Here is a 14619-nt window from a genome sequence, read left to right on the forward strand (position 1 = left end):
GAACAGCGGCTACGGGAGGGCTTCAGCCCTCCCGCTCCCAGGCACACCGTGCCCGCAAGTCATCTTCCTGTGGGCTATGGAAGCCTTTCTCAGATTCCCAACGGAACGTATGAGTACCGCTCAAGGCAGTTTCCAGATGCACCACGGCGCTGGCCCAGTAGAGGCGTTTGAGCAGGGCCTCGAACTCTTCGACCCATAATTTCCACTCATACTCGACGCCTTCGTAACTTGCGCCAAAGTGAATGACTTGGGTTTTATAAAGACCTGCGCCGGCCTGCTCGCACTGGCTGAACATCTCCCGCCCCAGAAATGCCCAGGAATCATGAGGGAGATTGGCCAGGACACGACGATTCAAAGCCCGGCGCATCCGGCGCTCCATGGAGTCGCTCGTCGGCCAATCCTTGATGCAGCCATACACTATGGATTCCGAATCCACGGAACACTCCCTCTTTGCTACTCCTTGGGCTTTTATCACAGCCGCCTGGCCGATTAAACGCCGCGCAACACCTGAATGATCGCTCCGTGATGCAAGGCACTGAGACGAGTGAAATAAGAAGAGGTAGCGCAGAAAAGACAAAACCAGAGCAAGCAACGCTTGGCTCTGGTTTTGTCTCACAACTGACATCGGCAAGGCAGGCCGGTGAAGAGAACCCTACTCTCTTGCACCTCTTTGGGCAAGAATTTTCTCCTACGCACCAAGCAGGGGCAAAAAGCGGGGAGCAGTCGGTCTCTATCGATTCGTAAACACTTGATTAGGAAAGACTTTTCATCTTTAAGCCGTCGACGCTAGATCATTCCCAGCAACACCAGCACGAGCAGTACGACCAGCAACACGCCCACGATTCCAGACGGGCCATATCCCCAGCTGCGCGAATGCGGAAACACGGGCAATCCACCAATCAACAGAACAAGCAGGACCAGAACCAATATGGTAGTCAGCGACATGATGCATCTCCTTATAACCGCTACGGGAATCCACAGCACAGGTCACTTCCCATCACCGAGACCGGAAAAGCTCGGGGAGTAAGAAGAAAGCGTACCTGTACTATCGGACTGCTACCCCTGCGGAAAAGTCCTGTAACCGTTTCGCTTGTTGAAGAGAAGCACACTATTTTCTGTTTAGTACGGCTTGGGCACAGGCCCCTTCAATAATTTAAGAAACATCAGCGAAACCGTTTGTGCGTCCCCAAGCGCGGTATGCCGCCCCGTCACCGGTATGTCCAATGCCCGCGATAAGGTGTCAAAACGCAAATCCAGGTGCACATCGGGAAACAAGCGGCTGACCTTGCGATGATAGAGGGCCGACACTTCGATCCGGGGATTCGTCAGCCTAGGCATCCCGTAACGGCGGAAATGACGACTGAGCACTGCGATATCAAAGGACACGTAATAGCCCAGCAGCGGGCGATTTCCGATGAAGTCTTGCAGTTGTCTCAGGGCATCCTGGATTTTGAGCTGCCCCTCCAGATCCATCCGACGTAGCTTGTGAATGCGGATCGATTCGGCGTCCAGACTGGGTGGCGGCTCGACATACAGCTCAAGACGTTCCCCTACCTGCATCTTCCCCTGTCGAATGAGTATGGCACCTACACTGAGAATATCAGCCCGACGTGGATCAAGGCTGGTCGTTTCCAAATCCAGCGAAACGATCTCATCGGCGTCCATCGGGTCATGCCACCACCAGTGTAGGCGTTGCCGCCAAAGGGGCCAATGCAAATCAGGTCTTGAGATGTAGGCAGCCATCAACGCGTATCCAGATGAAACAGACGTCCCAGGGTTTGCTTGAATTTTTTAACTACATGAAGGCTGAAGCGCAGCAGGTCTCGCTCGGCCCGGCTCAGGATCGACACATCAATACCTTGCGTTAATCCACTCCTGTCGCCTGCCAATTGCTGGGACAGCCGTAGCTGCATGAACAGCTCGAAAGCCTCAGCGAGGTTATCAGCCATGTTTCGATCCAGAACGCCCCGCTCACCCAGCATCTGCAGTCTGCCCAAGGTGCCACGCACCATCAACCCGTCTCGCAGGGCCAGTATTCGGGTCCCATGAACGATCGGGAAAAGACCTCCACGCTTGATGTCCAGGCGTTCACCGGATGTTTTAAGTCCGCCAAACAAGGTCAACGGCGTATCGAACTGCAAAGCAGCCAGCGCCATATCGCTCAGCCATCGCTCCCCCGGGCCAGACCACACGCTCAGCTGAGCCTGCACAGCCATAAACCAATGCTCATTTCCGGCTACAGGGTGGGCATCCATCAGAATGGACAGACGCAGCAGCTGCTCAGGATGCCCCTCACGGGCGGCCGTCAGCAGCTCATGCCGCCACTCACTGACAGGCTTGCACCACACCGCATTCGAGGCCATTACCCCTCCTGGGCATTGAGGGTAACCAAACCCCGTGAGCGCCTCATTGAAGCGGGCCATCCAGGCCAATGCCTCCTCGTTTGCAATGTCGTCTGCATGGATCAGCGCATTATCCTGATCGGTCTTGAGCAGTTGCTCTCCTCGCCCTTCGCTTCCCATGACCACCAGGCAACAACGGGAGCGATACGCTACAGGAACACACTGCTCGAAGACGCGCGCCAGCAACTGCTCATTCAACGCGCTGACCAACTGCATGATAAAGCGCAGCCGGATGCCATTACCCTCCAGGGTAGCAATCAACGTATCCAGGGTTTCGGCGGCTCGCTGCAACTCATCGAGCGTTTCGGCGCGGGCGATCCGCAGCGCCAGAACATGAGAATGGGTGGAAAAGAGACTCAATACCTGAGTCAAGTGCAGTAGGCCGACTGCCTGATTACCTTGCCTGACCACGACCCGCTCGATGCGTTGGCGGGTCATGAGAATCATGGCATCAAACAGAAAGTCGCCCAGCTCTATAGAGGCCAGCGGCTGATGCGCCAGCGTCCCGATAGGTGTCTCGTCGCCCAGCCCCTGCTGGAAATGAGCAACCATCAGGTCCGTTCTGGTCACAATACCCAGCCCTTCAAAGCCGTCTTCCAGCCGGACCAGCAACGCATCGGCGCCGACCTTTAACTGCGTACGGGCGGCCTCGCCCAATGACAGATCGGCACCGACTTCCACGGCAGGCAGCAAATGCTCACGGGCAATGCGGGTCAGAATGAATTCCGCCAGATTCTGCCCGTCCCGACGTGCCAGTTGCCGCTTGGTGGCAAGGCTTGCCTGGAAATAAGAAGCAAACGATGTATTTCGCTCGCACAGTTCATGAAACATCTTGGCGTTGAGTTCGTAGACAATGCTCTCTTCAACAGCTCGATAGGCATGCCGGGTCTGCCCATCAAAAAGCCCCCGCACATCAAAGAGATCGTCCGGCCCATAGTGTGCAAATAGCTGGTCGTCCTTGCCACGCTCCTCAATGACACCCTTCAGCACGATATAGAGTGCAAGCGTGACGCTACCCGGCTCGATCAGTATCTCGCCAGGCACGTAGTATCCGACCGATAGCGCCGAGCGAAGCAGGTTGCGTTCATACTCACTGAGCGTATCGAACGGGGCTGCCTCGAAATTGAAATTATCCGGCATGACGCGAATTCGCCTGAAATGAAAACGGCAGGCCCTGACGAGCCTGCCGATTCAGTACGACTTAGTGAGCCACTGCGCCGGAAGCGCCAAGACCCGTCTGAGAGCGAACGAACTGAGGGAAGAATCGAGCACGCTCTTCATCGGCTGCGGTAGATTTGTCCGTAATCGAGAAGAACCAGATCCCGATGAACGCTACGAGCATGGAGAACAGTGCTGGATACTCATAAGGGTAGATCGCCTTTTCATGACCCAGGATGGTAACCCAAATGGTCGGGCCCAGAATCATCAGAGCTACCGCTGTGATCAGCCCCAACCAGCCACCAATCATGGCACCTCGCGTGGTCAGTTTCTTCCAGTACATGGAGAGCAGCAGTACCGGGAAGTTACAGCTGGCCGCGATCGAGAAAGCCAGACCCACCATGAAGGCAATGTTCTGCTTCTCGAACAGAATACCCAAGCCGATCGCAACCACGCCCAGCGTCACAGTGGTGATCTTAGAGACACGCAGCTCATCCTTTTCGTTGGCATTGCCTTTCTTGATCACGCTGGCATAGAGGTCATGGGACACCGCCGAGGCACCCGCCAGGGTCAGACCTGCTACCACCGCCAGGATGGTTGCAAACGCTACCGCCGAGATGAACCCCAGGAAGATGCTGCCGCCCACCGCGTTGGCCAGGTGCACCGCCGCCATGTTGTTGCCACCAATCAGGCCACCGGCAGCATCCTTGAACGCAGGATTGGTGCTGACGAGCAGGATCGCGCCGAAACCGATGATAAAGGTCAGGATGTAGAAATAACCGATGAAACCGGTAGCGTAGAACACGCTCTTGCGGGCTTCCTTGGCATCACTCACCGTGAAGAAGCGCATAAGAATGTGCGGCAGACCTGCTGTACCAAACATCAACGCCAGACCTAGAGAAAAGGCTGAGATCGGGTCTTTTACCAGACCACCAGGACTCATAATGGCCTCACCCTTAGGGTGAACGGCAATTGCCTGGGAGAATAAGGCACTGAAGTCGAAGTTGACGGACTTCATCACCATGACTGCCATGAAGCTTGCGCCTGAAAGCAGCAGCACCGCCTTGATGATCTGTACCCAGGTGGTTGCCAGCATGCCGCCAAACAATACGTACATGACCATCAGAAGACCGACCAGGATCACCGCCACGTGGTAATCAAGGCCGAATAGCAGCTGAATCAGCTTGCCCGCACCCACCATCTGAGCGATCAGGTACAACGCCACCACCACCAACGAACCACAGGCAGACAGGGTACGGATTTCCTTCTGCTTGAGACGGTAGGAGGCAACGTCGGCAAAGGTGTATTTGCCCAGGTTACGCAAGCGCTCGGCAATCAGGAACAGAATGATCGGCCATCCGACCAGAAAGCCGATGGAGTAGATCAGGCCGTCATAACCCGACGTAAATACCAGCGCGGAAATACCCAGAAAGGAGGCGGCAGACATATAGTCGCCTGCGATTGCCAAACCATTCTGAAAGCCCGTGATGCGACCGCCAGCAGCGTAGTAATCTGCCGCTGAACGGTTGCGTTTGGAAGCCCAATAAGTGATCCCCAATGTCCCCGCCACGAAAGCAACGAACATTACGATAGCGGCCACGTTCAAAGGTTGCCGTTGAACGGCACCGGTCAACGCATCGGCAGCCCAGGCAGCCGGAGCGAACAGAGCCAGTCCCATTACTGCAGAGAGAGGCGCTTTCATTGTTGAACCTCCTTCAAAATGGCACGGTTAAGCTGGTCAAATTCACCGTTGGCACGGCGAACATAGACACCTGTCAGGATAAAAGCGGAAAGAATCAGACCGACACCGATCGGAATTCCCCAGGTAATCGGACTATCCGGATTGATCCGAGCACCTAACACATGTGGCGCAAAGGCGATAAGCAGGATGAAGGCGACGTAGAGTCCTAACATGATCAGGGAAAGCAGCCAGGCAAAACGCTCACGCTTGGCAACCAGTTCTTTGAATTGCGGATTTTGTTCTATCCGCCGGTAGATGCTGTCGTTCATTATTGTTGTCCTCACAGCGTGACGGGGATCGTCGATTTGTACTCTAGGCTACCGGAACCTGACAGCCAGACGACTTTAGTCGTAACCGGGATAAAGGGGCTGTTTCGCGGGATAAAGGGTAAAGGCTTAAAAGTGCGACCCTACAGCCCCGCTGACGCGGCGGGACTGGAGCGGTCGGCATATGGCTCGGATGCCGAATACGCTTACGGCGGCAACAGCAACGTGGGCTATCCGGCCTGATCAACCATAGCTATTTGTGTGACGGCATGTGTCTCGAGAGTTGTCGGCGGGCCCGCTAGTAATCCCACAGACTGCGCCACCCTTCCAGCGGATGATGCCCTTCGGCATCGAGCACCGAGACGCTAGCGGTCATTCCGGCACTCAATTGCACCTCCGGCGGCACATCCAAGAGCTCTACGCGGACCGGAATACGTTGCGCCAGTCGTACCCAATTGAACGTGGGCTGAACTTCCGCCAATAGCTGCTCGTCCGGGCTTGCGTTGCGGTCGGTGATTCCGCTACTGATGCTGGCCACACGCCCCTTGAGAATCCCCTTGTGGCTCATCAGGCGGATATTGACGGCATCCCCTACTGCAATATGCGGGATCTTGGTTTCCTCGAAATAGGCCATGACGTAGAAAGAGCGCGTATCAACCAGCGCCATGACAGCTTCACCGGTACGCACGTAATTACCTTCGGCAAATCGCAGGTTCGTGATGCGCCCTTCACGAGGCGCCAGCACTTGGCTACGCGCCAGGTTAAGCTCCGCCAGCCGGATATCCGTCAGCGCTTCCTGATACTGACTCCGTGCCACAGCAGCGTTGATCTGCGCATTTTCCCTGTCTTCGGCACTGATGGCGCTGACACCCAGACGATTACGGCGCTCAGCCTCGCTCTCACGCAAACGCAGCTGCTGTTTGCGTGTATCGGCAACGGCGCGGGCGTGGTTGAGGGTAGCCTGATAGCGCTCCCGGTCGATCTGCATGATCAGATCACCTTTCTTGACCAGCTGATTATCCTTCACAGGCAAGCGAGTCACCCAACCGGCCACATCGGGCGAGACGACCACGACATCGGCTCGAACACGCGCATCACGCGTCCAGGGCGAGAGCATGTAAAACCGCCACAGCCATAGGCCAGCCAGCACCGCCACCATCACCACGACCACTGTAATCGCTACACGGGCCACCTTGCGCATCATGCCCTCCTCATCCAAGCGTTCATATTCACCGTGACCACGTCACGTCGCGGCAACCCAGGTAATGGCTGCGAGCAGCAGCAGAAACAGTGCGCACCCAAATAGCGCCTCATGCCAGATCCAGCGACTCGCATGAAATTTATGCATGACCAGCCGAATCACACCTGTCAGTAATAAAGCCGCTACCGCATAAAGAAACAGCGGGCTCAGGTAAACGCCGCCGATAGCCCATTCATGCAGGTCCATGGTGATCCTCAAGCGATTGGCACCACATCGTCCAGGTTCGCTGCAACTGGCGAACCGCTCCATGAGCCAGGCGCTTGGGCTCATCCGGCTCTGGTACGGCTTCTAATACAGAGCGTAATCGGTTCGCGGGTTCATCCAGCTGCTCCGGCCGTACATGCTCCAGACCATTTGCCAGGGCTGCCGAAAACGCCTGTAGGAAACGATCGCGCTCCGCCGCCAGTGAGCCGGTCGCCCCGTCAAGGCAGGCGCGCAGGTGCAACAGCTCGTTACCCAGATCCAATGCCAGCAGGCCATCGTGCCAGCGACGACGTTCATGAAGCGGCATCAGGTTGATATTGCGTGCCAGTTGCAGCAATCGATCGGCCATCCGCCCTCCAAACCAGGTTTCAGCAATACCAAGAGGGCGCTCTGTCAGACGCTGCAGGTCATAGGTCGTGGCTGAAAGAATTCTTCGGACCAGCCGCCGCGGGTGACGCAGCGTAATCAAACGAAAAATCACGACGGCAAAGCCAACTCCAATGACCAGCGCCTGGGCTTGATTGAGCAGGTTAGCCATGTCCATGCGGGTATGGTTGTTTGGCGAAACCAGCACAATGAAGTGCAACGCAAACGCAGTAGCCGTACCTACCACCGCTGGCGGCCCCGCCATTCCAAGCGCGGCAAAAAACAGCGGAACCCCCATACCCAGGCACAATAACGGGAAGCCGGACCATGACGGCAATACGGCCTGGCTGACAACAATGGCCACCACGATGGCGTAGGCAATACCACGAAGAAAACTTAGGCCGATATGAACGGCGTTATCGCGGTTGGCGAACAGGCTGCATAAAACAGCACCCAACAGCATGGCACCGGTTGCGGCAGGCCAGGCGGTGTTCAACCAGAAAATCGCAAGTCCGAGCAATGCCAACGCGCTGCGCATTCCATACAACAGCGCCGTCTGGATGTCGCGGTGCCAGGACAGTGCCGAAGGAGCACTGTCATCAGCCACGCCACGGGCAACCGCCCGTTCGGCCTGTTCAGCCGTTAGCGCCTTGCCGAGCAGAATGCCCAGGCGAGCTAGAAAGTAGCGCTGGTCATTGTTGTAACGTGGGTCATTGAGCTCGTCACGGAGCCGGTTGAGCAATGCCTCAATGGCCGCTGGCTCGAACGGGTCCAGATGTTGGATAACCTCCTCACGCCAGGGCGCGACCGCCTCTCGTTCACCTGCTTCAAGGTTACGCCACTGGCGAACCACGCCCCGCGAGGTACGCAACAGGCTCAGCAGATCTCGACAGAACAGTCGCAACGCACGGGCACGCTGACGTCCTCGATGGCCCTCAAACCATGTGTGGTCGCGCTGCGCATCGACAGCCACGATCTGGCCAAACACCCCAAGCAGTCCGGTCGCAGCGGTTTCATCTTCAGCCACCTCAGCGCGTGCTGCCTGCAGACCCGCCTGCCACACCTTGCTGGCCTGTTGACTCAGGTTCTGCTCTACCCGTTGCGGCCAGATCACCGAGCTGACGATAGACGCCACAATGATGCCCATACAGATTTCCGTACAGCGAGCGACTGCCTGATCAAAGACGCCGAGCGGCTGAGCAATGGCTGGCAGGCCGATGATCGCTACGGTGTAGCCGGCCAGAACGAAGGCATAGGACACATGATTGCGCAGCAAGGTCGACGCAGCGGTGCACAACCCGAGCCAGAGCGCCATGGCCAGAAGAAAAGCCCAGGGCGTCTGTGCAAACAGGCCAATCAACACCACAGACATGATCGTCCCGGCTACGGTCCCGATCAGACGAAACAGACCCTTGGCTACCACCATGCCGGACAACGGCTGCGAGACGATAAAGACCGTCATCATCGACCATGTGGGCTGTTCAAGATCGAATCGAAACGCAAGCCATAGGGCCAGACACGCTGCAAAAAGCGTCTTGACCGCAAACTTGAGCGCCAACGGGCTAGGCGCAAGGAAAACCTGCCAGGGAATACGCACGTGCTTATTATCGTCGAGTGATGACCGATAGGCTCACGAACGCGTCAGGAAGTTCCTTGCATCAGCCTGGACAATACCAGGCTGGTGGCTCGCTAGCCTCTTCGAACGATGCCGGCGCGCAGACACAGCGCGGCACATAACATCACAATGGACAGCAAGGCCAGCTTGAGTCCTACTGCCTGGGCCAACAGACCGATCAGCGGAGGCCCCATGAGCAGCCCGCCATAGCCCAGGGTAGCAACAGCAGCAACGCCAACCCCCGGGTCAATGCCCGGGCGATTGCCTGCAGCACTGAAAAGGATCGGCACAATGATCGACAGTCCCAGACCGGCCAGAGCAAACCCAATGATCGAAATGATCGCATCAGGCGCCAGCAGCGCTACAACCATCCCCAGTGTTGCCAACCCTCCAAGCGCACGAACCAGTGAGTGATCCTGAAAGCGAACACGCAGGCGATCACCAAAGAGTCGGCCAAATACCATCGTGGCGGAAAAGGCGGCGTATCCCAAAGCGGATAACCCTTCGCTGGCACTTTTCACATCATGCAGAAGCAAGGCGCTCCAGTCAGCGATAGCGCCTTCGGACACAAACGAACACAACGCCATGAGACCCAGCCCTACGACTGCCATGGGCGGCAAACGCAGCCCCGAACCTTTATGGGTGCGCGCAGGCATGTGCTCATCAGGCAAAAGCCGTTTACCGCCAGGCAGCAGAAAGATAAGGGCAATCACTGCCAGTAAGAGGAAATGCCAGACGGGTGACAATGCCACCAGCGCAGCCGCCCCTAGCGCACCGACCAGGCCGCCAAGACTGTACATCCCGTGAAGAAGCGAAAGCGTCGGACGCCGAAGGGCTCGTTCGACTTCTACAGACTGCGTGTTGACCGCAACATCCATTGCGCCACTGGCCAAACCAATAAGACACATCGCCAAGGCGAAGCTGAGCTATTGATGGGCCAGCCCGACCAAGGGAAAGGCAAGCAGGAGCAGTAGCCCTCCACCAATTACAATCCGGCGGCTACCCAGCCAGCGCTGGAGAATTCCTGTCAGGGGGAACGCTGTCAAGGCACCCAGCCCCAGGCACAGCAACGCCTGTCCAAGCGTACCTTCGTCAAGTCCGGCCTGCATTTTCAAGGCCGGTATCCGCGCCATCAGACTGCCGTGCACCAGTCCATTGATAGCAAAGAAATAAGCGCAAGCCCAACGCGCAGAGCCTGCTAATGTCTTCTCAGCCATAACCACTCCAACAAAACAAAGCCCCGCCGAAGCGGGGCTTTGTTGAATCCGGTTGACTACTAGACAACCCAGGCAGTCAGAGCCGAAGCGGTTACCAGAAGTTCATCTGGCCATCCGATCAGGCCTCGGTTTTACCCGCAGCGCCTTTGACCAGCTGCTGAAGCTCACCTTTTTCGTGCAGCTCCAGCAGGATATCGCTACCGCCTACCAGCTCACCGTTTACCCACAACTGGGGGAACGTTGGCCAATTGGCATACTTAGGCAGATTGGCCCGGATCTCAGGATTTTGCAGGATGTCCACATAGGCGAACTTCTCACCACACGCCATCAACGCTTGCGAGGCACGGGCAGAGAAACCGCACTGCGGAGCATTGGGGGAGCCTTTCATGTAAAGAAGAACAGGGTTATTGGCGATCTGTTCTTTGATCGTTTCGATGATATCCACGGTGCACCTCGCTGAATTTCAGTGCTGACCAGTGTAACGGAAAACCCAGTGAAACGCTCGGTTTTGCCTCTGGCCACCCGTCCATACAGATAAGGACAACAGGAACAATTTACAAGCCTGATAACGGCGTGACTTGACGCAGGAGGAGAAATTGGCGGGAGGAAGAAAGATGAACGCGGCAGTCGTTTCTCTTCGAACCGGCGAACTCCATGTCCGCCGGTTCGAGCTCATCCTTAGTGGATAGAGCTGATGGTGCCTTTCTGGCCAGTCACTTTGACGTTGACGGCCTTGTACACCAGGTAGTCCTGAACATCGACTTCATAACGCGGAGCAACGATTACGTCAGCACCCGAAGCCTTGACAGCCTTGTAAGCTGCAGCAGCTTTGGCCGAGGAGACTGGATCCAGTCCCAGAGCAAAACCACCTTCACCACCACCATAGGTTACGCCGTCTGCAAACTTGCTATCACCACCCAGCTTCAGCATACCGAAAAGAACGTTTACGGAAGACTGACCTGTGATGGTTTCACCTACTTTGACGTCCGCTTTCAGACCGGTATCAACGGCGCCACCCAGAGGCAGAGCTGGCTGACTTACGTTCTGGCTGGCACAACCAGTGAGCAGGGCCAAGGTAGAGAAGGCAGCGGCATACACTACGCGTTTCATGCAATACTCCTTTGCATACAATTTTCCAATAACCCCGTTGCGGGGTAATAACGTCGCCTCGAAAGGCGGGCGGCATAGTAGTCATTTAACAAAAATGTAACAACCGTAGCGGAACAATTTTCCAATCTTTGTGAAGTTTTACCTTTTGCGTAATAACCGGTTGCAATCTCATCTTTTCTGCAGCCTCGCCAGGGATTTGCGCAAATATATAAATTACTTATAAGATCCGGCCCTTCCCTTTCCTCCGCATAGGTGCGGCAGTAGCTTTGGGTGTAGCCTGTTTTTCCTGAAGCCGGCCGGCACCCCTGGCCTGTATTCATAGGTATTGATGATGAGCGCTCGGCATTTTCTTTCGTTCATGGATTGCACACCCGATGAGCTGTTGCAGCTGATCCGCCGTGGCATCGAGCTGAAAGAACTGCGTAGTCGAGGCGTCAGCCACGAACCGTTGAAAAATCGTGTTCTTGGCATGATTTTCGAAAAGGCCTCGACCCGTACGCGTCTGTCCTTCGAGGCAGGCATGATCCAGCTAGGTGGCCAAGCCATTTTCCTGTCCCCGCGCGACACTCAGTTAGGCCGCGGTGAGCCGGTAGATGACTGTGCCCGCGTCATGTCCCGTATGCTCGATGGTGTCATGATCCGTACCTATGCCCACAGCACCCTGACGACCTTTGCGGCAAACTCCAACGTTCCGGTTATCAATGGACTGTCTGATGACCTTCATCCCTGTCAGCTGCTGGCTGATATGCAGACATTCTTCGAGCATCGCGGCAGCATTCAGGGCAAGGTCGTGGCCTGGATCGGTGACGGGAACAACATGTGCAACAGCTATATAGAAGCTGCCGAACAACTGGACTTCACCTTGCGTGTGGCCTGCCCTGAAGGCTTTGAGCCAAACGCCCGCTTCGTTGAGCGCGCCGGTGACCGCATTCAGATTGTTCGTGATCCAACGGAGGCCGTAGAAGGCGCTCATCTGGTCAGTACTGACGTTTGGACGTCGATGGGCCAGGAAGAGGAATCGAAAATTCGTCTGGAAACGTTCAAGGCGTATCAGGTCTCACGTGAGCTCTTGGACAAAGCCAGCCGGGACGTCGTTTTCATGCACTGCCTTCCAGCCCACCGCGGAGAAGAGATCAGTCACGACCTGCTGGAAGATCCACGCTCGGTCGTATGGGATGAAGCAGAAAACCGCCTGCATGCGCAAAAGGCATTGATGGAGTTTCTGATCCCACATACACGCAACGCATGAGCATTCTCACGCTCAGCCATCTGGCCTGCGGCTACGGTGGCAGCACGATCGTAAGCGACCTGAGCCTGTCTCTTGAGTCAGGAGAGATTGGCTGTCTGCTTGGTCCATCGGGATGCGGGAAAACCACGACGCTGCGCGCCATCGCCGGATTCGAGCCTGTCATGCAGGGCGAAATCCGTCTCGCCGATCAGGTCATTTCCCGAGCGGGGTTTACCCTGGCGCCAGAGCGGCGCGAGATCGGCATGGTCTTTCAGGACTATGCTCTTTTTCCTCACCTGAACGTAGGTGACAACATCGCCTTTGGTATTCGCAAGCATCCCGAGCGCGAGCGCATCGTGGGTGAGCTGATGGCCCTGGTCAAACTGGAGCAGCTGGCTAAACGCTATCCTCATGAGCTGTCAGGTGGTCAACAGCAGCGTGTTGCCTTGGCTCGCGCCTTGGCACCGTCGCCTCGCCTGTTATTGATGGATGAACCTTTTTCCAACCTGGACGTAGAGCTTCGTCGATCGCTCAGCAGCGAAGTCCGGGATATTCTAAAAGCTCGAGGCACCAGCGCCATCCTGGTGACTCATGACCAGGAAGAAGCGTTTGCGGTAAGTGACAAGGTGGGGGTTTTTCAGCATGGCCATCTTGAGCAATGGGATACACCTGGGCACCTCTATCAGACCCCTGCCACGCCCTTTGTGGCAACGTTTGTAGGCCAGGGATTTTTCATTCCAGGTCGTGCCGCCGACTCAGAATCGATACAAACGGAGCTTGGGGTTGTCAAGGCCAGGAACAAAGCGTTCAAGGAAGGCGATGAGCTTCGCGTTCTCCTTCGGCCTGACGACATCCTCTATAGCCCCGCGAGCACGTTGACCGCGCAGGTGGTCAGCCAGGTATTTCTAGGTGCAAGCACCCGCTATCAACTGGCGCTTGCGTCAGGAGCACGCCTCGAAGCGTCCTTCCCAGGTTTTATTGAGCACAGCATCGGTGAACGGATCGGAATTGCGCTCAAGAAAACGGCGCTGACAACCTTCAGCGCCACATAACGTCAATCCAACAATAGACGCCCACTGGCGACGCGGCGAGCGTGACCCGCAATGCTCACGCGCTCGCCATCCAGACGGCACCAGAGTTCCCCGCCCCGCTCCGAGCACTGGTAGGCTCGCAGCATCCGCTTCGCCAGGCGACGAGACCAATAGGGAATGAGGCTACAGTGAGCCGAGCCAGTCACAGGGTCCTCATTGATGCCAATACCAGGCGCAAAGAAACGGGACACGAAATCATACCGCTCACCTCGAGCGGTAATGATAACACCCGGCCAACGCAGGCGCGCCAGAGCCGCAAAGTCAGGCTTGCAGTTGCGCACCGACTCTTCCGACTCCAGGAGAACCAGTAGCTTATCTGCGCCCAGTACATCGACCGGACTAACGCCTAATGCACGCTCCAGCTCTGGTGTGGAACCGATCTCACTTGGAATCTGTGCGGGAAAATCCAGCGCCAGAAGCCCATCGTCTTCCTTATAGGCACGCAGGGTGCCGGAGCGGGAAATAAACTCGATCTTTTCTCCCGCTTCCTCATAAACAGTAAACAGTACATGAGCCGCTGCCAGCGTCGCATGGCCACACAACGGTATTTCAACCTTTGGGGTAAACCACCGAATGCGCCAGACATCACCCTCCCGACGGATAAAGGCCGTTTCCGCCAGATTATGCTCAGCGGCAATCTTCTGCATCAGATCGTCCGGCAACCATGCATCGAGACGGTAGACCATCGCTGGATTACCCGCGAACGGACGATCAGCGAAGGCATCGATTTGGTGAAAGTCGAGTTGCATGGTTTGCTCCATCTTTTCTTTTGAGTTCTTCGTACAGCATGAGCGAAACGTGCCTACGTCACAATGTACAGTTCACCAGCTATGACAGTTAAACTGGTCCGGCAACTCGCTCTGTGTAGGATCTCTCGGATCATCGGCACTCTTGTCACCAACCGCTACGGGCACACTCAAAGCCCGCTGTAATTGCGAGCAGCCAGATAGCGATCAAGGG

General features: G+C 56.3%; 14 protein-coding genes and 1 pseudogene. 2 read left to right on the forward strand and 13 right to left on the reverse strand.

Going from position 1 to position 14619, the window contains the following annotated elements:
• Nucleotides 1-22 precede the first annotated feature (22 nt).
• The 12 genes and pseudogenes from JQR90_RS13070 to JQR90_RS13125 form a co-directional block, all read right to left on the reverse strand.
• Nucleotides 23-436, reverse strand: a complete 414-nt coding sequence (locus JQR90_RS13070; RefSeq protein WP_010795076.1) for a hypothetical protein — start codon at nt 434-436, stop codon at nt 23-25.
• A 350-nt stretch (nt 437-786) separates the two neighbouring features.
• Complete coding sequence (locus JQR90_RS13075; RefSeq protein ID WP_010795077.1) at nt 787-945, reverse strand: DUF3309 family protein; 159 nt, start codon at nt 943-945, stop codon at nt 787-789.
• A 174-nt stretch (nt 946-1119) separates the two neighbouring features.
• Nucleotides 1120-1743 carry a 3'-5' exonuclease gene (locus tag JQR90_RS13080; RefSeq protein WP_434140050.1) on the reverse strand — a complete coding sequence of 208 codons (624 nt, stop codon included), beginning with the start codon at nt 1741-1743 and terminating at the stop codon, nt 1120-1122.
• Complete coding sequence (locus JQR90_RS13085; RefSeq protein ID WP_434140051.1) at nt 1743-3542, reverse strand: DUF294 nucleotidyltransferase-like domain-containing protein; 1800 nt, start codon at nt 3540-3542, stop codon at nt 1743-1745. Before JQR90_RS13085 ends, JQR90_RS13080 begins: the two co-directional genes overlap by 1 nt.
• Before the next feature lie 61 nt (nt 3543-3603).
• A complete protein-coding gene (locus JQR90_RS13090; protein ID WP_434140052.1) occupies nt 3604-5262 on the reverse strand; it encodes a cation acetate symporter in 1659 nt (552 codons plus the stop codon).
• On the reverse strand, nt 5259-5570 hold the full coding sequence (locus JQR90_RS13095) for a DUF485 domain-containing protein (RefSeq protein ID WP_019365825.1): 312 nt from the start codon (nt 5568-5570) through the stop codon (nt 5259-5261). The genes JQR90_RS13090 and JQR90_RS13095 overlap by 4 nt, the downstream gene beginning before the upstream one ends.
• A 295-nt stretch (nt 5571-5865) precedes the next feature.
• Nucleotides 5866-6768 carry an efflux RND transporter periplasmic adaptor subunit gene (locus tag JQR90_RS13100; RefSeq protein WP_010795082.1) on the reverse strand — a complete coding sequence of 301 codons (903 nt, stop codon included), beginning with the start codon at nt 6766-6768 and terminating at the stop codon, nt 5866-5868.
• 42 nt (nt 6769-6810) lie between these two features.
• A complete protein-coding gene (locus JQR90_RS13105; RefSeq protein ID WP_010795083.1) occupies nt 6811-7014 on the reverse strand; it encodes a DUF1656 domain-containing protein in 204 nt (67 codons plus the stop codon).
• Nucleotides 7001-8995: an FUSC family protein gene (locus tag JQR90_RS13110; RefSeq protein WP_434140053.1), complete on the reverse strand. Its 1995-nt coding sequence runs from the start codon at nt 8993-8995 to the stop codon at nt 7001-7003. Before JQR90_RS13110 ends, JQR90_RS13105 begins: the two co-directional genes overlap by 14 nt.
• Before the next feature lie 92 nt (nt 8996-9087).
• Nucleotides 9088-10230 (reverse strand): annotated as a pseudogene (locus JQR90_RS13115) (MFS transporter).
• 118 nt (nt 10231-10348) lie between these two features.
• Nucleotides 10349-10675: a Grx4 family monothiol glutaredoxin gene (gene grxD, locus JQR90_RS13120; protein WP_010795086.1), complete on the reverse strand. Its 327-nt coding sequence runs from the start codon at nt 10673-10675 to the stop codon at nt 10349-10351.
• A 233-nt stretch (nt 10676-10908) separates the two neighbouring features.
• The gene (locus tag JQR90_RS13125; RefSeq protein ID WP_010795087.1) at nt 10909-11340 is read right to left on the reverse strand and encodes a hypothetical protein; all 432 of its coding nucleotides are present in this window, start codon (nt 11338-11340) and stop codon (nt 10909-10911) included.
• Between the two features lie 331 nt (nt 11341-11671).
• On the opposite strand from JQR90_RS13125, the gene argF reads away from it, so the two are divergent.
• Both argF and JQR90_RS13135 read left to right on the forward strand, forming a co-directional pair.
• Complete coding sequence (argF, locus tag JQR90_RS13130) at nt 11672-12589, forward strand: ornithine carbamoyltransferase (RefSeq protein WP_125888248.1); 918 nt, start codon at nt 11672-11674, stop codon at nt 12587-12589.
• On the forward strand, nt 12586-13620 hold the full coding sequence (locus JQR90_RS13135; RefSeq protein ID WP_010795089.1) for an ABC transporter ATP-binding protein: 1035 nt from the start codon (nt 12586-12588) through the stop codon (nt 13618-13620). Before argF ends, JQR90_RS13135 begins: the two co-directional genes overlap by 4 nt.
• Nucleotides 13621-13622: 2 nt before the next feature.
• Here JQR90_RS13135 and JQR90_RS13140 read toward each other — a convergent pair whose 3' ends face one another.
• Complete coding sequence (locus tag JQR90_RS13140; RefSeq protein ID WP_010795090.1) at nt 13623-14408, reverse strand: PhzF family phenazine biosynthesis protein; 786 nt, start codon at nt 14406-14408, stop codon at nt 13623-13625.
• Nucleotides 14409-14619 lie beyond the last annotated feature (211 nt).

The organism is Pseudomonas sp. JZ114, from assembly GCF_051027705.1.
Taxonomy (GTDB): Bacteria; Pseudomonadota; Gammaproteobacteria; order Pseudomonadales; family Pseudomonadaceae; genus Chryseomonas; species Chryseomonas luteola.

Bases quoted from the DNA above. Each gene is read 5' to 3' on its own strand.
- JQR90_RS13100 (WP_010795082.1), bottom strand. From the start codon at position 6,768: ATGCGCAAGGTGGCCCGTGTAGCGATTACAGTGGTCGTGGTGATGGTG.
- JQR90_RS13080 (WP_434140050.1), bottom strand. From the start codon at position 1,743: ATGGCTGCCTACATCTCAAGACCTGATTTGCATTGGCCCCTTTGGCGG.
- JQR90_RS13090 (WP_434140052.1), bottom strand. From the start codon at position 5,262: ATGAAAGCGCCTCTCTCTGCAGTAATGGGACTGGCTCTGTTCGCTCCG.
- JQR90_RS13125 (WP_010795087.1), bottom strand. From the start codon at position 11,340: ATGAAACGCGTAGTGTATGCCGCTGCCTTCTCTACCTTGGCCCTGCTC.
- JQR90_RS13140 (WP_010795090.1), bottom strand. From the start codon at position 14,408: ATGCAACTCGACTTTCACCAAATCGATGCCTTCGCTGATCGTCCGTTC.
- JQR90_RS13075 (WP_010795077.1), bottom strand. From the start codon at position 945: ATGTCGCTGACTACCATATTGGTTCTGGTCCTGCTTGTTCTGTTGATT.
- argF (WP_125888248.1), top strand. From the start codon at position 11,672: ATGAGCGCTCGGCATTTTCTTTCGTTCATGGATTGCACACCCGATGAG.
- JQR90_RS13085 (WP_434140051.1), bottom strand. From the start codon at position 3,542: ATGCCGGATAATTTCAATTTCGAGGCAGCCCCGTTCGATACGCTCAGT.
- JQR90_RS13135 (WP_010795089.1), top strand. From the start codon at position 12,586: ATGAGCATTCTCACGCTCAGCCATCTGGCCTGCGGCTACGGTGGCAGC.
- JQR90_RS13095 (WP_019365825.1), bottom strand. From the start codon at position 5,570: ATGAACGACAGCATCTACCGGCGGATAGAACAAAATCCGCAATTCAAA.
- JQR90_RS13105 (WP_010795083.1), bottom strand. From the start codon at position 7,014: ATGGACCTGCATGAATGGGCTATCGGCGGCGTTTACCTGAGCCCGCTG.